The organism is Mesotoga sp. H07pep.5.4, from assembly GCF_003664935.1.
Taxonomy (GTDB): Bacteria; Thermotogota; Thermotogae; order Petrotogales; family Kosmotogaceae; genus Mesotoga; species Mesotoga prima.
On record NZ_JFHM01000011.1, the window covers coordinates 87,921 to 106,300 of the forward strand.

At 45.4% G+C, this 18,380-nt stretch carries 16 protein-coding genes; 9 read left to right on the forward strand and 7 right to left on the reverse strand.

From position 1 onward, the window contains the following. Window positions 1-24: 24 nt before the first annotated feature. The 3 genes from Y696_RS07470 (at window position 25) to Y696_RS07480 (ending at window position 4,717) form a co-directional block, all read left to right on the forward strand. Window positions 25-1,026, forward strand: a complete 1,002-nt coding sequence (locus Y696_RS07470) for a hypothetical protein (protein WP_259459881.1) — start codon at window positions 25-27, stop codon at window positions 1,024-1,026. Beyond that, entirely contained in the window at window positions 1,023-2,846 is a 1,824-nt protein-coding gene (locus Y696_RS07475) for a PfkB family carbohydrate kinase (RefSeq protein ID WP_121510136.1), read from the forward strand. The genes Y696_RS07470 and Y696_RS07475 overlap by 4 nt, the downstream gene beginning before the upstream one ends. A gap of 701 nt (window positions 2,847-3,547) precedes the next feature. Next, entirely contained in the window at window positions 3,548-4,717 is a 1,170-nt protein-coding gene (locus Y696_RS07480; protein ID WP_121510137.1) for a hypothetical protein, read from the forward strand. Window positions 4,718-4,739: 22 nt separating this feature from the next. Here the strand turns inward: Y696_RS07480 and Y696_RS07485 are convergent, their stop codons facing one another. The 6 genes from Y696_RS07485 to Y696_RS07510 form a co-directional block, all read right to left on the reverse strand. Continuing rightward, window positions 4,740-5,426, reverse strand: a complete 687-nt coding sequence (locus Y696_RS07485) for an IspD/TarI family cytidylyltransferase (protein ID WP_121510138.1) — start codon at window positions 5,424-5,426, stop codon at window positions 4,740-4,742. Further along, the gene (locus Y696_RS07490; protein WP_121510139.1) at window positions 5,423-6,664 is read right to left on the reverse strand and encodes a DUF1015 domain-containing protein; all 1,242 of its coding nucleotides are present in this window, start codon (window positions 6,662-6,664) and stop codon (window positions 5,423-5,425) included. Before Y696_RS07490 ends, Y696_RS07485 begins: the two co-directional genes overlap by 4 nt. A gap of 3 nt (window positions 6,665-6,667) precedes the next feature. Then, window positions 6,668-7,096 carry an rRNA maturation RNase YbeY gene (gene ybeY, locus Y696_RS07495; RefSeq protein ID WP_121510140.1) on the reverse strand — a complete coding sequence of 143 codons (429 nt, stop codon included), beginning with the start codon at window positions 7,094-7,096 and terminating at the stop codon, window positions 6,668-6,670. Then, window positions 7,038-8,531 carry an HDIG domain-containing metalloprotein gene (locus Y696_RS07500; protein WP_099771410.1) on the reverse strand — a complete coding sequence of 498 codons (1,494 nt, stop codon included), beginning with the start codon at window positions 8,529-8,531 and terminating at the stop codon, window positions 7,038-7,040. Before Y696_RS07500 ends, ybeY begins: the two co-directional genes overlap by 59 nt. After that, the gene (locus Y696_RS07505) at window positions 8,494-9,474 is read right to left on the reverse strand and encodes a PhoH family protein (protein ID WP_099771411.1); all 981 of its coding nucleotides are present in this window, start codon (window positions 9,472-9,474) and stop codon (window positions 8,494-8,496) included. The genes Y696_RS07500 and Y696_RS07505 overlap by 38 nt, the downstream gene beginning before the upstream one ends. A 70-nt stretch (window positions 9,475-9,544) precedes the next feature. Beyond that, a complete protein-coding gene (locus tag Y696_RS07510) occupies window positions 9,545-10,861 on the reverse strand; it encodes a sigma 54-interacting transcriptional regulator (protein WP_099771412.1) in 1,317 nt (438 codons plus the stop codon). A 194-nt stretch (window positions 10,862-11,055) separates the two neighbouring features. Here Y696_RS07510 and Y696_RS07515 point away from each other — a divergent pair, with 194 nt between their 5' ends. Then, window positions 11,056-12,786 carry a phospho-sugar mutase gene (locus tag Y696_RS07515; RefSeq protein ID WP_121510141.1) on the forward strand — a complete coding sequence of 577 codons (1,731 nt, stop codon included), beginning with the start codon at window positions 11,056-11,058 and terminating at the stop codon, window positions 12,784-12,786. Window positions 12,787-12,848: 62 nt separating this feature from the next. After that, the gene (locus Y696_RS07520; protein WP_099771477.1) at window positions 12,849-13,601 is read left to right on the forward strand and encodes a hypothetical protein; all 753 of its coding nucleotides are present in this window, start codon (window positions 12,849-12,851) and stop codon (window positions 13,599-13,601) included. On the opposite strand, the gene Y696_RS07525 is transcribed toward Y696_RS07520, so the two are convergent. Beyond that, the gene (locus Y696_RS07525; protein WP_121510142.1) at window positions 13,579-14,382 is read right to left on the reverse strand and encodes a PhzF family phenazine biosynthesis protein; all 804 of its coding nucleotides are present in this window, start codon (window positions 14,380-14,382) and stop codon (window positions 13,579-13,581) included. The genes Y696_RS07520 and Y696_RS07525 overlap by 23 nt on opposite strands. Window positions 14,383-14,900: 518 nt before the next feature. Between Y696_RS07525 and Y696_RS07530 the strand changes: the two genes are divergently transcribed. The 4 genes from Y696_RS07530 to Y696_RS07545 all read left to right on the forward strand — a co-directional run bounded on the left by Y696_RS07530 (window position 14,901) and on the right by Y696_RS07545 (window position 18,380). After that, window positions 14,901-15,347, forward strand: a complete 447-nt coding sequence (locus Y696_RS07530) for a FeoA family protein (protein WP_121510143.1) — start codon at window positions 14,901-14,903, stop codon at window positions 15,345-15,347. 8 nt (window positions 15,348-15,355) lie between these two features. Continuing rightward, window positions 15,356-17,305 (forward strand): ferrous iron transport protein B, encoded by a 1,950-nt coding sequence (gene feoB, locus Y696_RS07535; protein ID WP_099771416.1) that lies wholly within the window; start codon window positions 15,356-15,358, stop codon window positions 17,303-17,305. Next, window positions 17,302-17,697, forward strand: coding sequence for a hypothetical protein (locus tag Y696_RS07540; RefSeq protein ID WP_099771417.1), 396 nt, complete (start codon window positions 17,302-17,304; stop codon window positions 17,695-17,697). The genes feoB and Y696_RS07540 overlap by 4 nt, the downstream gene beginning before the upstream one ends. A 77-nt stretch (window positions 17,698-17,774) precedes the next feature. Continuing rightward, window positions 17,775-18,380: a response regulator gene (locus Y696_RS07545; RefSeq protein WP_099771418.1), complete on the forward strand. Its 606-nt coding sequence runs from the start codon at window positions 17,775-17,777 to the stop codon at window positions 18,378-18,380.

Here is an 18,380-nt window from a genome sequence, read left to right on the forward strand (position 1 = left end):
GTAGTGAGAATGGAAGGTGCGGCGATGAGATACGAGGGTAAGTACACAGTTTTCGATACTTCTAATGTGAAGACATATTCTTTGTTGAACAGACCTAGTGAGGTGTCGATATCGGATCTGATTGACATGAAGGAAATAGTAAATGAGTCTGATGGCTTCAGGTCACCCGAACTGGAAGAGCTTTCCGAGAAGGTGCTTGAGGCAAAAGAGAAGGGTTTACCCGTTATTGTTTTCAGCGGCGCGCACGTAATCAAGAACGGAATGGGACCGTTGCTTTCGTCGCTTATGCATGAAAAGATCATTACTGCCCTTGGGGTGAACGGGGCCTTTACGATACATGATTTTGAACTGGCTTACTGTGGAAGGACCTCGGAAAGTATTCCGAATGCTCTTTCTAGAGGGCTTTTCGGCTTCGCAGAAGAGACAAATAAGTATATTAACAACGCACTGATTCATGGAAATAAGCTCTTTCTTGGATATGGAGAGTCGATGGGCAGGCTTCTATCGGGAGAAGCCTTTCCAGAGAAGATTGACTGCATGTACCCTGACGTCTCAGTCCAGTACAATGCGTATCGGGATAGTATACCGCTTTGTGTTCACTCAGCAGTGGGAACTGACATATACCACATGACACCATACTTCGACGGTGAGTCTCTTGGAGGATGCTCGGCAAGAGACTTTCTCATATTCGCGAATGAAATTTCAAAGCTTGAAAAGGGCGGGGTGTGTATAGTGATAGGCTCTGCAGTCATTGGCGCTGAAGTTGTTCTGAAGGCAATATCGATGGCGGCAAATGTTGGAAGAGCTCCAAAGTCAATCACAACGGCCAGCTTTGATATAAGAGATGCAGATCTAGATGAGACTTCGAAAAATAACAAGGAAGTTGCTTCTTATTACTTCAGAGATGTGAAATCGATAGTAACGAGAATCCCGAATGCTTTTGGTGGAAAAGGTTATTACATAAAGGGAAACCATAAAGAGACTCTGCCGTCGTTCTACAGATTGATTATGAAGGGAATGCCATGAATCAAGCTTGGGAAAGGAACGCCAGGGTGCTCGTAGTCGGTGACGTCTTCCTGGATAAGTATGTCTATTACGATCCCAATCTGTCGAGGCCGAGCCTTGAAACCGGCCTTATGACGATCACGGGAGTGAGAGAAGAGTATTCTCCCGGAGCGGCCGGTAATGTGGCTAAGAATCTTGCCACGCTTGATGGGAAAGTGATTCTCCTCGCTCCGGTGGGACTCGACGCTAGGGCTGTCGAACTGGAGAGGGAGCTCGATCGTTATGGGATTTGCACGCAGTTCCTTGTGAAGTCGAAAAGACAGGTTACCCCTCTGTATATGAAATTCATCAATACTTTGACGGGGGAAGAGGATCTGCCAAGGCTTGATATTCCCCCGGTCGGTCTAGCCGAAGAAAACAGACGGGAGATTGTCGAAATGTTAGAATTTCTCGTTCCTCAGGTTGATGCCATAATTGTCCAAGATCAGTCTGAGATTCCTGGGACAGGCTGTATAGACGAAGAGGTAAGAAAAAAACTGATTGTGTTGCGAAAGCTATTCCCTGAGAAATTATTCGTCGCGGATTCGAGAAACTGGCTCGAGGCCTTTTCAGGTTTTCTTCTGAAGCCCAACCTTGGTGAATTTTCTCAGATCCTTGAAAGGGCAGGCCTTGTAGATGACAATAACAGAATTCCTGAGCAAATACTGGTTCAGAAACATCTCGCAGAGGTTTCAAGACTGGTGGGTTCACCCGTTGTAGTAACCGCCAGCGAGGATGGCTCGTTCTGCTTTAATAACGGTATACTGAATCGAATATTCAATCTCGAAGGAGAAGTGAGGGATGTCTGCGGAGCTGGAGATGCATTCATTGCGGCCTTGACTTTGGAGTTGTGCGGTAAGAAAGTCTCGTTATTGGACTCAGCCAAGACGGCCACAAAGGCCGCTTCGCTCTGTGTTTCTCAGAAAGGAACGGGGGTGTTGCTGAGAGAATCAATCTCAAAGCTTGAAGAACCTGATGCTTATAGAGTCGAAGATCCGTCTATCTTCAGGAATACCCGAAGGTTGCCTGGGAAGACGAGGTATGTTCTCTTTGATTTCGACGGTACCATTTCCCTTCTAAGGGAGGGCTGGCAGCCGATTATGAGAGACCTCATGATTCATTTTATTACCGGTGATAGAGACATTGAAGAAAAGACTCGTAAAAAGATAAAAGAAGAAGTGAATGACTTCATAGCCGAAACTACCGGACTCCAGACGATTCTCCAGATGGAAGGCCTTCAAAGACTGGTGATCCACTACGGCTTTGTTTCTGAGAAAGAGATTCTTACTCCTCATCAGTACAAGCAGGTCTACGCTGCGCATCTGAAAGAGATAGTCAGAAAGCGGATCAATGAGGATTCAAGAGACAGGTACCTGGTTTGCGGTTCACTAGAATTTCTAAAATCACTTCATGAAAGGGGAATTATTCTTCTTGTTGCTTCAGGAACCGATCTGGAAGACGTTATAGAAGAGTCGAAATATCTGGGAGTTTATGACTTCATGGGCGGAGGTGTCTATGGAGCTTTGAGCAGCTTCGAGGAGTACTCGAAGAAGAAGGTAATACAGAGACTACTGACGGATAGGAAATTGCAACCCGACGAGCTGATTGTCATAGGAGATGGTCCGGTTGAAATTAGCGTGGGAAAGGAAGCCGGAGCCTTCACCATAGGGGTGGCTTCCGACGAAAGGAAAGGGTTCGGCTGGAACAAAGAGAAGTTTAATAGACTTAAGAGAGCCGGCGCCGACGTTCTTATTCCCGACTTTTCCCCGCTTTCTGCACTCATAGAGCTTATCTTTCCGTAACGGTTCATGACACAGAAACAGCGTGAAAAGGGGATGATCCTCTGTACGCATTTTGGAAGGTTCCGATAGCTGCGACAATCCCTTCTTCAGAACGAACGACTAAAGGATCGTCGTAGATGGCTTTGCTCAGGCTGAAGAGCAGTAGATGAGATAACTGTTCTTTTTTAGCGTATCTCAGATGATCAATTCAGGCTTCCGCAGAAAAGCTCGGAGGAACAGGAGTCTAGGTGTCGTAAATTAGCTTCAGTACAGTCATCATCGATAACTATGCAGGGAGAAATCAGCTTACCGAGAAGTCGATCACAGTTGTCTTAACCTATAAACGGGGGACGTATTCTCAGAACCAATGGCAATTTGATCTCGAATTGACCAGTTCAGATCTGCTTAAGATTCACTACAGTAGATCTTGAGATCTTGTTTCAGTTTGCTTCCAAATCTTCCCTTCTCCGGAAAGGTGAAAGAATTTTGGGATGAATCTAACTGGCTTTTAGAGAATAAATAACGGGATCTTTACTCATGAGACAGAAATGGTTTTTGCGAAGAAGTGTCAGAGGTCACTCAGCAAGTCTGCATGCCTCGGTAGATAGTGGTGCTCTGCTGGATCTTTCTTATAGGTAAGCTTCTGTTCTAGGTGTGAGAGTTGATATAATTTAGAAGAGAGGGTAGCGGTCGGAAAGACATAGCTTCGAGGAGGTTCCGTGATGAAGACGAAGGGTGGCTATTCAACTATTGTAGCGATATTCAGTCTTCTTATGGGAGTAATCGCGATTCTGAACTATTTGTTTCCGTTGAATCATATGCCTTTGCCCGACGGCCCCCATAATGTTGGATTTCGTTCCTACGAAGTATCTAATCCTGAACCGATGAGTGTTGCCGGAATCGACTACTCCGATCCTGGTAAGATCCGTCTCGAGGTCTGGTATCCCGCTGGAGATGTTTCCACGGCTCCGAGAAAGGGATGGATAGATAACGATCCTCTGGTCTATCAGGGCTTCGAAATAATGACCGGGTATCCCAAGGAACTCTTCGAACACATATATCAGGTAAAAACGAATTCCTTTATCGATGCGCCTCCCGTGGACGACTCGTCGACCTGGCCGATCATAATCTTGCTTCTTGGATGGTCTTCTATAAGCGAGTTGCATACCTCTCTTGCAGAATCACTGGCAAGCGCCGGCTATCTGGTGGTGGGTATAGAACATCCGGGAGCCTGCGCGGTGGTTTCATTTTCGAACGGGGATGTACACTACTTCCTCGGCAATGATCTTCTTGAGAGATTGCCTGAAGGAACAAGGGAGTCAAAGGTTAGAATGCTTTCCGAATACCTGGCTCGCGATATAAACTATGCCATCGAATACCTTAATGGAATGAACGAAGACCCCTCTTCGGATTTCTTCGAAAGGCTTAATATGAATGAGATCGGACTGTATGGACACTCGGGAGGAGGTGCGGTTGCCATTCAGTATGCACTGGCTAATAAGAACGTTCCCATGGTTCTAGCCGATCCGACTCTCGAGGGATTTTCGGCTCAAGAACTCGACACTGCGTTTTCAAATAGGATCCTGCTTATGTCAACTGAAGAATGGGAGCACGGTATCAGCGAGGAGTACTCTTCAACGATTGCGAAAGAGAGAAACGAGTCCTTTTACAATCTTCGCATCTGCGGTATGAGACATGTAGATTTCGCGATGGTCAGAAATCTTTCGCCGCTGACATTTTTCTTCGGCGAAACGGGAAGGTTCATGAACGATGAAGATGCAATTAAATATCTTGACAGCGCGGTAAAGCTCTTCTTTGACAGTGTTTTCTTCGGCGGAGAAATCGAAGAGTTATTTGCTCTTTCCGAGTCCGTTCCGGAGTTTTCTATGTGAGAAGATCGCTCTCTTCTTCACCCTATAAACGTTTGCTGATCAGTAGTTCTGCCATATCGAAGTCGAAAGCGGTCGTAATCTTCGGATTAGGAGCGATCGAGTTTACAGTGATCACCTGTCCACCAGATCTGACGAAAAGCTGTACGTCATCCGTAGACGAAAGTATGTTTTCTTCAACCGCCCTTTTATGGGCCTCCAATATTTCATCATATGGAAAAGTCTGTGGAGTCTCTGCCAGCCTCAAACGGCTCCTGTCCGGTACATCCAAAACTTCGTCGTTCTCTACAAGATAAACTGTGTCGTTTACTCCTTCCGTTACTACCACCCCTTTACCTGGAGCAACAAGCCGAAGGAGCTCTGGAATCTGACTACGAGAAAAGAAGGGCCTCACTGCGTCGTGAATCATTATTGCTTCTAAACCGACTTCTCGGCATGAGAGCAACCCTTTGAATACTGATTCCTGTCTGCTCTCTCCACCGGGGACAACCATTACCGAGTTCAGTCCCCTCTTTTGAAGTATTTCCTTTGCTTTGTCAATCCAATCTTTGTGTACAACTAGTACCGTGAAGTGAATAAAATCAGATCCGTGGAATATCTCTACGGATCTGACAAACATCTCTTTTCCACCGAGAGTCATAAACTGCTTGGGAAGGGACGATTTCATCCTTCGTCCGGTTCCACCTGCAACTATGATTGCTCCGGTCTTCATTTCAGTAAATGAACGACCAGCCCACTGCGCAGTTTTGGCTCGAACCAGGTTGATTTTGGGGGCATGATTTTTCCCTCATCGGCGACGGCGAGAAGCTCTTCCATCGAGGTTGGAAACATTGAAAAGGCAACTGCCCAGCCATTGGTTATTCTGTTTTCAAGAGCCTTTAGACCTCGAATGCCTCCAACGAAATCAATCCTCGAGTCCTTTCTCGGATTATCGATTCCGAGAATAGGGCTTAAAAGGTTCTTCTGAAGTATGTCGACGTCCAGACTCGAGACCGGATCATTCTCGTCAAACGTACCCTTTCTGGCGGTGAGCTTGTACCACCTTCTCATAAGGCACATGCCGAACTCATGTCTCATGGCAGGTTCATACGGGTATTTCGGAGCGTCCTCGACTTCAAAGACCTGCTCAACCTTTTCAAGGAACTCGTTTTCGCTCATTCCGTTCAAATCCTGAACTACCCTGTTGTAGGCCATAATCTTCAGATGAGTATGTGGAAAGGCAACTGCCATGAAGAAGTTGTATTCTTCATTTCCGGTATGCCCGGGATTGCTTTCCTTCAGAAGTTCCCTAACTCTAGAGGAAGAGGCCGCCCGGTGATGGCCGTCGGCGATGTACATGCAGTCGATCTCCTTAAATGCCTCTCGAATTTCTTCAACTCCATCCCTCTGTTTCACCGCATAAAGCCTGTGTTCGACATCGTTTTCATCGATAACACGCATGGAAAGAGGCAGTTTTCTGCAATAACTCTGTAGGAGAGTTTCGAGCTTCTCGTTTGATCTGAATGTCAGGAAGACCATTCCAGTATTCGCGTTTACCGTCTTTATGTGTTTTATCCTGTCTTCTTCCTTATCCTGTCTGGTGAGCTCGTGTTTCTTGATCAAGTCTTTCTGATACTCATCAACACTTGCTCCTCCAACTACTCCGATCTGGATATGGTCCTTCATCTTCTGCCAGTATATATAATAGAGTGGCTCTTCTTCCTGTACTAGGACTCCAGTTTGAAGCATCGTTTCAAAGTTTTCTCTTGCCTTCTCGTACACTAGATCGCTGTAATGGTCTGAGTCCACTGGCAGATCGATCTCAGCCCTGATAACATGCATGAAGCTCTCGGGATTTCTCCCGATCTCTCTGGCCTCTTCAAATGAGACAACATCATAAGGGGGGCAATTGACCTTCTGCTCGATTCCTTCAGCGGGTCTCACTGCCCTGAATGGTCTAAAATCAGACAACGTCTATCCCTCCTCAACAAAACGTTTATAGTAATCTCTCTGGAGACTGAATATCTCTTCTCCTTCATCGTCGTACCCCTCGTGCGTGTGGCCGAGGACGTGGAGAACGCCGTGTATCAATATGTAATAGAGCTCTTCTTCAAAGGAGTTGCCAAACTCGCCGGCCTGTTCAGAAATTCTCTCAAGCGAGATTACTATATCACCTACTATCTCCTCTTCCAACCCGTACTGGAAAGAGAGGACGTCCGTTGGTTCATCTCTGTGTCTGAATTTTTTGTTTATGCTTCGAATTTCAGAGTCATCTGTGAAAAGGAGATTCAACATTCCTATCTCCCTTTCTCCAAGCTCTGCCTTGACGACCTTTTCTACAATATTAGATATTCTGCTCTCTTCTATCTTCTTCGATGTCTTGTTTTGAATTTGAATCTCCATTGATGGATACCACCTTTTCCGTAGTTTCTTTTGGATACTCGATCCTTGGTTGGTTCATATTCATGAGGACCCGAGTAAAGGCTTCAATGATCTTCTCGAGATCGTTCAGATCAAGGCCGCTCTGGTCAAGCTGCCTCTCGTTGTAGATTCCATTGACAATCTCCTCGACCAGTTCCTGGGTCTTTGCAGGTGTGGGCTTTTTGATGCTCTTGAATGCAGCTTCCACCGAATCGGCCAGCATAATTATCCCCGACTCTTTGAACTGTGGCTTAGGCCCCGGATATCTGAAATCGTCGCTTCTCTCTTCTTGTCCAATGTTTTTAGCTTTGTGAAAGAAGAATTTCTTCACTCTCGTTCCGTGGTGCTCTTTGATAACGTCTTCAACAAGAAGCGGAAGCCTGTACTTTCTTGCCTGCTCGACCCCCTGTTTCACGTGTTCATTTATCACAAGGTTTGACATTGAGGGGGTGAGGTTATCGTGAGGATTCGTTCCCTCCTGCTGATTCTCGGCGAAGTACTGGGGCCGTTTGGACTTTCCGATGTCATGAAAATATGATGCGACTCTGGCCAGAATTGCATTTGCTCCGATTCGCTCGGCCGCCGCTTCTGAAAGGTTTGCAAGAGAGATGCTGTGATAATACGTTCCTGGAGCATAAATCGACAGGTTTTTCAGAAGTGGGTGAGAGAGATTGCCCAGTTCAAGGAGGCCCGTATTCGAGTAGATTCTGCTTGCATACTCAAGATAGGGAATGATTCCGATAGCAATAACTGACGATAATATTGGGTTAGCAAAAGCTATCAGAAGATCCACCGCGTTAATGGACTCACCCTGAAGAGACATCCTGATCGCGTTTATCGCCACGAATATCAAACTGACTTCGAATCCTGCTCTTGCTATTTCAATCCTTCTCTCTATAGCTCTTGTCGTGAGGGCAGTCGCCAATACGACCACTGACAACAATATGAAGGTTTCCAGAGAGTTGTCGAGATTTGCAGATGCAAGAAACGACATGAACAGCCCGCTGCCAATGCCTTCCTGATAGCCTATCAGTATGGTAACCATCGAAACACTCAAGAAGATAGGTGTCATTTCTGGCAGAAGCGCCTCATCTCCCAAAGAAGGAACGAAGGAATTAACGAAAACACCGAAGGACACTACGGAAAAGAACGTTATTCTATATGCGCTGTGAAGGTTGAAGTACCTGTTACTTCTCACGGACCTTTCCGCAAAGATGTACCAAAGAATTGCCGATCCAACGAAATACAGAAAAGGTTTTGAGGGAAGCGAAAGGAACGGCAGTCTGTTTAGTAAAGCAAGGAACACAGGGAAGACTATGAAATTAGTGAGATCCTTTATGTTCAGAAGTCTCTCGAGGGGGAACTGGACCTTTGAGAGATCACTTTTCTTCAGTTTTTTCTTCTCTCTCATATTCATCGTAGGCCTTTATAATGTCCTTCACCAGAGGATTTCTTACTACATCCTGGTCTGTTAAATAGGAGAAGCCGATTGTGGGGACCGATTTCAAGACTCTCTGCACAACGACAAGTCCCGATCCGGAATCCCTTGGAAGATCAATCTGAGTAATGTCTCCGGTGACAACTACCCTCGATCCAAAACCGATTCTTGTCAGGAACATTTTCATCTGTTGATAGGTCGTATTCTGAGCCTCATCTAGAATTATGAACGAGTTGTTCAGAGTTCTTCCCCTCATATATGCAAGCGGAACAACCTCGATTATCGAGCTCTCCCTGTAATAGGAAAGCTTCTCGGCCGGTATCATCTCCATGAGCGCATCGTAAAGGGGTCTCAAGTAGGGATCGACTTTGTCTAGAAGTGTGCCCGGAAGATATCCCAGTTTCTCTCCGGCTTCGACCGCGGGTCGAGTTAGGATTATTCTCTGGACTTTGCCAGACTTCAAAAAGTCAACGGCCATGGCAACGGCAAGATACGTCTTGCCCGTCCCTGCAGGACCGATGGAAAAGACCAGCTCTCTCTCTTTCATTGTCTCCATGTAGTTCTTTTGCCCGATTGTTTTAGGCCTTATTCTATTGGAAAGTAATGTCGTTTCCTTTACTTCGTTGTAGACTCCCTTGAAACTATCATCATCTTCATCGTGCTGCAGGTGTTGATCTACAATGTACTCGAATTCCCTCCACTCGACTAGATGACCGTCTCTGCTCATTTGAACCAGTTCATCAACAATCTTTTCAGCTATGTCAATCCCATTACCGTCTTCACCCTTTATCCAGATTTCGTCACCAATTATAGAGATTCTTACGTCGAGTTTTTTCTGAATATACTTCGCTTTTCGATCGTACTCTCCGAAAAGCTCGGCTACTTCAACTCCCATGGGAAGACTGAGCTTTCGTACTGCCAAAAGAACACCTCCTACTCCAGAGATTATACATTAATATTCTAGGATAAGGAGGTTTTGAAGGATCGCCCTTTCACTCGTCGTCGACTTCAGTAGATTGATCTTTTTTGTAGCTGTTGGCCTCTGCAAGAAGATCTCGTATTCTTCTGGTTGTCAGTCCGAATTCCTTTGAAAGCTCGTTCATGTTGTTTCCAAGGACCTCTGAGCGTTGCACCAAAAGTTCATGCGAAACACTCTTGTACACCTCTTGAAGAAAGTCTTTATATGTTGTGCCATTCAACATTCTTGCCACCATTGCTTCTTCGGCTAGAAGCTTGACGTTTTTCGACATTGAGGAGTTTACTGAAGCCTGAACAACATCGTTTACTGCCAGGTATTCTTCGATCATATTGATCAGTTCTCTCACATTCCCCGGATAGCTGTAGGAAAGGAATCTCTCCTTGAGATCTTGAGGAATGTTCTCAAACTTTACGAGATATCCCTTTTTTTCAAGAATTGCATCAAAGATCTGGGGGATATCGGTCTTCCTCTCCCTCAGGGGCGCTAGGTCGACCTTTACGGCCGATAGTCTGTATCTAAGGTCATTTCTTATAGCAGCATCGTCATACCTGTTGGTCGCGGTGATGAAGCGTACGTCAACTTTTATGGGCTTGGTGGCGCCGATCTTGAAGAACTCTCGGTTCTCGGTTATGGCAAGAATCTTCGCCTGGAGATTTAGAGGCATATCTCCGATCTCGTCCAGAAAAAGTGTTCCGTTATTGGCCTGTTCGATAAGGCCGACCTTCTCGGTTGTTGCACCTGTGAAGGCTCCTTTCTTGTAACCGAACAGCTCGCTCTCAAGGAGATTCTCCGGTATAGCTGCGCAGTTTATAGAGTAGAAAGGTCTGGAGCCCCTCGGGGAGAGCTTTGCAATAATCTCGGCAAGAAGATTCTTACCAGATCCGGTCTCTCCAAGAATCATTATCGAACCGTCGTAGAACATCGAAAGAACGATCATTTTCTTCATCTGCAGAACCCTGTTGCTGTTTCCAATGATCTTATCTAGATTCTCGTCTATATTCTCCGTGATTTCCTGGACTATTTGTCTAGGGCTCTTGTAACTACTGACAACACGGTAATAACCCTTGAATTCCTGACGTTCTTCTGAATAACCTCTAATAATGAAAGCTCTGATTGGATTGTTATTGATGAGAATAATATTGGTAAATGCGAAAATCCAATCATTAAGGACATCTTCGCTGTACTTGCTCGCATCTATGAAGAGAATCGTCGGCATCTCCTTCCCCAGACCGACAAGGTAGTCGAAATCAACGTCAAAAAGGCTTTCGAAGTACATTTCGCACTGCATGGATTCAAGGTTTTCCCCGACCACGATCTTTCTGTAGAGCAAAATCACACCCCCAAATGTGAAGAGTCGTCTCTGAGATTATACAATGCTGGTCGGTGCCAGCAATAGGACCAAACTACTGTGAAAACTGAAAAGGCGAAGAGGATCTTACTAGATGGTATACGCATTTCAACCTTCGCTTCGTTGATATTGATCAAACTGATGCTATATAATTGAACATAGACGAGGAGGTTAAGATGGACCACAGAGACCGTTACAGAAAGTGGCTCGAGAGCCCGACTATCGATGAGCATACTCGCAACGAACTGATATCGATTAAAGACAATGAAACGGAGATAAAGGATCGATTCTACAAAGAGCTCGAGTTTGGAACCGCTGGCTTGAGAGGCAAGTTGGGCGCCGGTGACAACCGGATGAACAAATACACTGTTGCGAGGGCAACACAGGGTCTGGCGAATTTCATTCTTTCAGGAGACCCCGCTTACAGAGAAAAGGGTGTGGTGATTGCCCACGACTCGAGGCATATGTCGAAAGAGTTTGCAGAGATTTCGGCAGCCGTTCTTGCGGGTAATGGAATAAAGGTCTATCTCTTTGATGACATAAGACCCACTCCGCTCCTCTCTTTTTCTGTAGTCCAACTTTCCACTGTAGCGGGGATAATGATTACCGCAAGCCACAACCCTAAGGAATATAATGGTTACAAGCTCTACTGGGATGATGGTGCTCAGGTTCTTCCCGAGATTGCTGATGAAGTCTACACTCAAATACGCAAAACCGAGTTATTCGTGGGGTCAAAGATGATTCCGCTTGAAGTGGCGAGAAAGAAGGGGTTGCTCTTAGAAGTGGGCAAAGAGCTCGATGATCTATACATTTCAAAAGTCCTGTCCCTAACACTGAGAGATTCCGAAGATGAGCTGGATAAGTCAATAAGGATAGTTTACACGCCCTTGAACGGCACTGGGAACATTCCTGTGCGTCGTGTGCTGGATGAGAGAGGTTTCAAGAACGTCTTCGTAGTTCGCGAACAGGAATGGCCCGATCCCGATTTTACAACGGTAGGATACCCAAACCCTGAAGATATAAAGGCCTTCGCGCTCGCCAAGAGACTCGGTCTTGAAAAGGACGCTCATATCCTGCTTGCAACGGATCCCGATGCAGATAGATTGGCAGTAATGGTCAGAGATGACGACGATTATGTCGCTTTGAATGGCAATCAAACCGGAGCGCTGCTGGTCAACTATCTTCTCCTTTCGATGAGTGAGAAGGGCTTGCTTCCGGAAAACGGATTCATTGTGAAATCAATAGTAACGGGAGATATGGCGAAGGTAATTGCCGAAGGATTTAATGTCAGGACCTATGAGGCACTCACCGGCTTCAAAAATATTTGCGGTAAGGCGCTCGATATTGAAGAACGAGGAGAGGGGAGATTCATCTTCGGTTATGAAGAGAGTATCGGATACGTAGCAGGGAACTTCGTAAGAGACAAGGATGCCGTATCTACTTCGATGCTTCTATGTGAAATGGCGGCGTATTACCTTAAGGCTGGAAAGTCCCTTTTGGATGTCCTGGAGGAACTCTTTGCAAAATATGGAGTCTTCTCCGAAAAACAGATTTCGATCGTTCTTGAAGGAGTTTCGGGACAGAAAAGAGTCGAAAGAATAATGAAGGAGTACCGGAAGAGCTACCCTTCCGAAATCGATGGTTCGAAGCTTACTCACTATCTAGACTTTTTAAGCGGTGTTGATACCGACATTATGAACGGGAATGAATCAGAGACTGGAATCCCCTTTTCGAATGTGATCAAATTCTCTTTCGACGATGGCTCCTGGTATGCCGTTAGACCGTCGGGAACTGAGCCGAAGCTCAAAATATATATCTACTCAAGATCAAAGAATAAAGAGGAAGCTTTGTCAAAGGTAGACAGGATCGAAAGGATTGTTCTTGGCAGAATAGAGTCAGTAGAGTAGACCGGCTTGCCTGAAAACGCCGGATTGGAGGCAGCAAACTGAAAATTTCTAAAACCCTGATTATGATCTTCCTTGCCCTATGGGCTCTTTCTTACATACTCGGTGTGATTTTAACCGAAGGCTCTATAGCAGAACATGAAGGATATCTCTATCGTGCCGTTTCCCGTAGTCTTCTCTGGCCGATCATCATCGTAATCCATTTTCAGTTTGTTAGAAAGTATGAGAAGGCAGATTTCGACAACGTTTGGCTACTTTCGCTTTACGCTTCTTTCACTTTCTGGATCATCTTTTCGGCAGTTGAAATTAAGAGTATCGCCATGATCCTGGCGATTCCGATCTTGTATCTTTCGGCTCAGTTTCTGAGGCTATCCAAACCCAGTTATGGCAGAATACTGAAGCACATAAAATCGAGCTATCTTGGGAGTATTTCCTTTTCCTTTAGTCTCGTTATACTGGTTTGTAGCCTCTCGTTATTCTTTTCCTCGGAAGCCGCTTCGGTGCTGCTTCTCTTTTTGCTTCTAGTTCCGGCAATTATACTTACCCATTTCAAGGCAGACCTCCTTTCGGGAGGTGTTTTCGCCTGGTTCTCATTTGCTGTGGGATTCGTCAATCTCGAACTTTCAAGTTACATAACGGTCGCCGGTTTTTCCCTGGGAGCGATCTTCCTCCTGCTTGTGAGTTTTTCGATCTTTATCGTAAAGGAAGACCCATCTAGAAAAGTCTTCGCAACCGTTAATCCCGCAGAACCGATAGATGAGGCTGAGCTCAGGATCAAATTAGATCAAGAAGAGACTAGATCGAAATCACGCCCCTGATTACAGTGACTGCCTTTCCCCGAATCAGGATTCTTCTGTCATCTAGCAACTCAGTCTCGAGTTCTCCCTTTCTAGCCGAAAGCTGGCAGGCCTTCAGCTTCTTCTTGTTTAGCTTCTTAGCCCAAAAGGGGCCAAGAACTGTGTGTGCCGATCCAGTAACCGGATCTTCGTCTATACCAACCCACGGAGCAAAGTATCTGGAGTAAAAGTCATATCTCTCGTCACCCGAGCACGTAACGATAAGACCTTTTGATTGTTTACCAAAATCTGTTTTCAGAAGTCTTTTGGTGTCAAACGAAAGTGTCTCAAGCTTATCTTTTGCCGGGATTTCGTAGAGCAGTTTTTCCGTACCTGGCGAATAATAGGCATCGCCTTCAATCCCGATTATCTCCCCGATCCTTCTGTCTAGATCGATTCTTGCGGGATCCTCGGAAGGGAAATCCATCTCAATCATTTCATCGACAAGCCTCACTTTCAATCTCCCGCTGAGTGTTTCGTAAAAGATCTCGCCTTTAATACCCAACTCCGTAAATTGAATCCACGCAGTTGCAAGAGTTGCGTGACCGCACATTTTGACTTCCGTCTTTGGCGTAAACCATTTCAAATTGAAAGTATTACTCGTTCCTTCAGGCCAAACAAATGCAGTCTCTGAAAGATTCATTTCCGATGAGATTTTCAGGCAAAGATTTTCATCTATTTGCCCTTCCAAAACACATACTCCGGCGGGATTGCCTGAAAAAGGAACAGCAGTGAATGAATCAACCTGATAGATTTTATGCATTAGACCACTCCTCTTTACCTATGTCGAAAACCGAATGTTCTTCAGAGCAAATTTTACACTTTTCGCCTTTACTCCTCAAATGCTTTTATGTTCAGGAGTAAGTAGGAACTAAAAATGCTAAGAGATCAAGTATTCTGTATTTTGCAACTTCTTGGCACACCGAAACTCGCAACCGATCTTCTCCGACAGGGATGAATCGATAACGACCTTCCTTCCTCTCTCTCGCAGGCTAAGCATATGTCTACGCTCTTCACAGAGTAGTCTCAAAGGAATATTGATTGATAAACTTCGAAAAGGAACAAGGGCGGCACTTTCGCCGCAATGAGCAACTGACAAGATCCGGTTGGCTTTGAGCATAAAGAGCTTTCCAAGGGTCAACAATTCAACTGAACGACAAGGGGTAACCAAGTGGAGCCTTGAAAGGCGATCTTCAGAAATTCGTCATAATCGGACCGTGCAGCTGCCAGTGTTTGATGATAAAATGTTGTTGAGACAAATTCTCAATAAGGGTGATGTAGATGGTCGTTCCTCTGTCAAGCATGTGCGAAGGAGAGAAGGGTAAGATAAGAAAACTGGAGCTACCGCCTGTTACAAGAGAGAGGCTGTGCGGTTTGGGTTTCGTCACTGGAGAAGAGATCCAGCTGGTGAAGGTAGCACCTTTCGGAGATCCTAAGGTTTTTAGAATCAAAGGAAGTGATATTACCCTTAGAGACGATATTTCTATGTGGATTCTTGTCGAAACTTCTTCTTTCCCTCTCTCTTACGTTTCAGAGGGCGATTATTGGGTAAGTCTTATTAACGGCGGCATGGGTTTCAGGCAGAGGCTCAGGATGATCGGTATAGAAGAAGGTATAAAGATTTCGGTGATCGGTAATCTGGGGAAGAGAATTGAAGTTAGTGCAAAGGGTATTCGTTCAGCTCTTTCCCGTGGACAGGCAATGAGAATTATTGTTAGGGAGAGATAGACTTAGTCGTGGAAAACCAAGCCGATGCTATTGAGTCAAAGAAAATTAAAGTAGCGCTTCTCGGAAATCCTAACGTTGGTAAAACCAGTATATTCAATGGGTTAACAGGTTCACGGCAGATAGTTGCAAACTGGCCGGGTGTTACCGTCGAGAAGAGAACCGGAGTAATGAAGCTCGCCAACCATACGGTTGACGTGGTGGATTTGCCCGGAACATATACTCTTGGGGCTACCAGCCTTGATGAAAGAATAGCGCGAGACTTCCTGATAAATGAAAGGCCTGATGTTGCTCTTGTAATTGGAGATGCCGTTAACCTTGAGAGAAGTCTTTACCTTCTGCTTCAGGTGTTGGAGCTTCGCGGTGATGTAGTACTGGCTGTCAACGCTATCGATGAAGCGAGAAAAGCGGGATTTGAAATAGATAAGCATGAGCTTTCGAAGCAACTCGGTATTCCTGTTGTACTAACTTCCGCCGTTACAGGTGAAGGCATCGAGGAATTAAAAAATACGCTGATTAAGAGCGCAAGGAGCAGCAGTCACGTCCATTATCTCTTCACAGATGAAATAGAGGCCAATCTTAGAAACCTGTCCGATAGAATAAGGGGAAATGCCTCTCTTTCCGCCTTTGACGAGCGTTGGCTTTCCATAAAGCTTTTAGAGAGAGATAGGGAAGTCGAGAAATTAACAGGTATAAGCCTGGACTATGATTATTCGATAGAGATCGCCGAAACGCGTTATAAATACATCAAGAGAATTCTCTCTTCTTCCGTCAAGGGAAAGGAGAAGATCGGCTGGAACCTTTCGGAAGCAATTGACCACGTCATGACCCATAAGTTTCTGGGGATTTTGATCTTCCTCGCAATCATGTATATTGTTTTCCAGTTGACCTTCACTATTTCGGGCCCCCTTTCTATAATGATCGAAAATCTACTTGATGGTCTTGGAAGAGTTGTGGGCGGCTGGATCGCTATAGACTGGCTCAGGTCACTAGTGGTTGACGGCGTAATTGGAGGAGTCGGGGCAATCTTAGTGTTCGTGCCGAACATATTCATACTGTTTCTTGCCCTTGGAGTTCTCGAAGAAACCGGTTATCTACCAAGAGCGGCATTCGTAATAGATAGGCTTATGTATGCAATGAAACTCAGTGGCCGCTCTTTTATATCGCTCCTGCTTGGTTTCGGTTGTAATGTTTCATCGATTATGTCGACAAGGTCCATTTCAGAACCCAAGGAACGTCTCGTAACTATTCTGGTCTCTCCGTTTATATCTTGCAGCGCAAGACTGCCGGTGTACGTACTGATTGCAGGCACGTTCTTCGGAACCAATGCCGGCATAGTGGTCTTCTTCCTTTATCTGCTAAGCATAGTGATAACAGTGCTTTCGGCCCTTCTAATCAACAAGCTCTTTTTCAAAGGCGAACCGTCAACGTTGATTATGGAACTTCCAAGATACAGAAAGCCCAGGCTGACCTCAATAATGCTTTATACATGGAACAAAGGGCGACACTTCCTCGAGAAGGCGGGCACGATAATACTTGCCGCCTCAATAGTGATCTGGATTTTGACATACTTTCCGACGGAAGGAACGGGAAGTTTTGCCGCTACGATAGGAAAAGCCCTTGAACCTCTCTTCGTTCCGCTGGGATACACCTGGGAGATGATAACCAGTCTCGTCTTTGGAATAGCTGCAAAGGAAGTTATAGTTTCTTCTCTTACGACTTTTTTTGGCAATCCCAGCGTGAGCGGCACTTCTTTAGAAATTATGAGAACCATCATTAGTCCAGAGATCGCCTTAAGTTTCCTGGTGTTCGTTCTTCTCTATGTACCATGTATGCCGACACTTGCGGTGATTAAGAATGAAACGGGAAGTTATAAGTTCGTCTTCTTTTCGGCTTTTTACAGTCTTGCGGTCGCATATGCGGTTGCGCTGATCGTAAGAGTTGTTGGAGGGTTGTTATGAAGGGGAGGGTGATAACTTTCTGGCTTTTGTTCGGAGGAACTCTTTTGGCGACTCTTTCTGTAAACTCCTTTTTCGGCCTTCTTCTGACCAAACGTGAGCCTTTTCTGGCAATGATTGCTGGAGTTAACTCAGCAATCTACTTCTTAGGGCTGGCAGAGAAAAGAAGCGACCTTAGAAAGAGGTATTCGCATCTTCTCGTTGGTAGTTTCTTCTCATATGTACTCTCTATCTACCAGGTCCTTGTTTTGTTTAGCATTTGGCTTGAGGGACTACTCACTTCAACTTGCCTTTTGGTATTCGATGAGGTGAATCTCCCTTTAATCATCTCCGGGTTTGCATTATCCTTTCTCTTTGACTTCGCAAAGAGGCAGTTTGAGACGAATAATCTCTAGAGAATTTTGGCTGTGAAAACCATCAAACACTATTCATCTTAATATGGTAATATGATTTGTGTTATGGAGGTGATTGCATGGCACTCGTTTACGTGGTCGATGACGAGCTAAATGTAAGGCGAATCGTCAAAAAGACCATGGAGAACGAAAACAACGAAGTCCATACTTTCGTGACAGCAGAGGAAGCCCTGGAAGAGATCGAGAAACGTAAGCCAGACCTCCTATTTACCGATATTAGTTTGCCCTCGATGAATGGAATTCAGTTTCTAAAAGAACTTAAAAATAGAGGTTATTCAATACCTGTAATAGTAATATCTTCGGATACTTCCCCGGAATCGATGAGGAGCGCTTTCAAAGCAGGAATTGTTGATTTCTTGACCAAACCATTTACGCCGCAGGAGATCAGGGATGCGGCAGAACTTGCGCTTAGAGAAGATGACAGCATCTACAAACGAGCGAGGGAGATCAAGAGACTGATTGAGGAAGGGGAGACGGCGAAGGCGGAGTCCCTAATGGGAAACCTTTTCTCCGACTTTCCGGGTTCACCCTTTCCGCATTTTCTTTACGCTCTTCTTGTGGCCAAAGACAATCCCAGAGTAGCCATAAAACATCTGAAGGCCTCGCTCTCACTCGATGAGGATTTTAAGGACGCTTCCGACGAGCTTAAGAAACTAGAGGAGTAA

What these genes read in the sequence shown, in the direction of transcription:
- Y696_RS07470 (WP_259459881.1), top strand. Translation starts at nt 25, where the DNA reads ATGAGATACGAGGGTAAGTACACAGTTTTCGATACTTCTAATGTGAAG.
- Y696_RS07475 (WP_121510136.1), top strand. Translation starts at nt 1,023, where the DNA reads ATGAATCAAGCTTGGGAAAGGAACGCCAGGGTGCTCGTAGTCGGTGAC.
- Y696_RS07480 (WP_121510137.1), top strand. Translation starts at nt 3,548, where the DNA reads ATGAAGACGAAGGGTGGCTATTCAACTATTGTAGCGATATTCAGTCTT.
- Y696_RS07485 (WP_121510138.1), bottom strand. Translation starts at nt 5,426, where the DNA reads ATGAAGACCGGAGCAATCATAGTTGCAGGTGGAACCGGACGAAGGATG.
- ybeY (WP_121510140.1), bottom strand. Translation starts at nt 7,096, where the DNA reads ATGGAGATTCAAATTCAAAACAAGACATCGAAGAAGATAGAAGAGAGC.
- Y696_RS07500 (WP_099771410.1), bottom strand. Translation starts at nt 8,531, where the DNA reads ATGAATATGAGAGAGAAGAAAAAACTGAAGAAAAGTGATCTCTCAAAG.
- Y696_RS07515 (WP_121510141.1), top strand. Translation starts at nt 11,056, where the DNA reads ATGGACCACAGAGACCGTTACAGAAAGTGGCTCGAGAGCCCGACTATC.
- Y696_RS07520 (WP_099771477.1), top strand. Translation starts at nt 12,849, where the DNA reads ATGATCTTCCTTGCCCTATGGGCTCTTTCTTACATACTCGGTGTGATT.
- Y696_RS07525 (WP_121510142.1), bottom strand. Translation starts at nt 14,382, where the DNA reads ATGCATAAAATCTATCAGGTTGATTCATTCACTGCTGTTCCTTTTTCA.
- Y696_RS07530 (WP_121510143.1), top strand. Translation starts at nt 14,901, where the DNA reads ATGGTCGTTCCTCTGTCAAGCATGTGCGAAGGAGAGAAGGGTAAGATA.
- Y696_RS07540 (WP_099771417.1), top strand. Translation starts at nt 17,302, where the DNA reads ATGAAGGGGAGGGTGATAACTTTCTGGCTTTTGTTCGGAGGAACTCTT.
- Y696_RS07545 (WP_099771418.1), top strand. Translation starts at nt 17,775, where the DNA reads ATGGCACTCGTTTACGTGGTCGATGACGAGCTAAATGTAAGGCGAATC.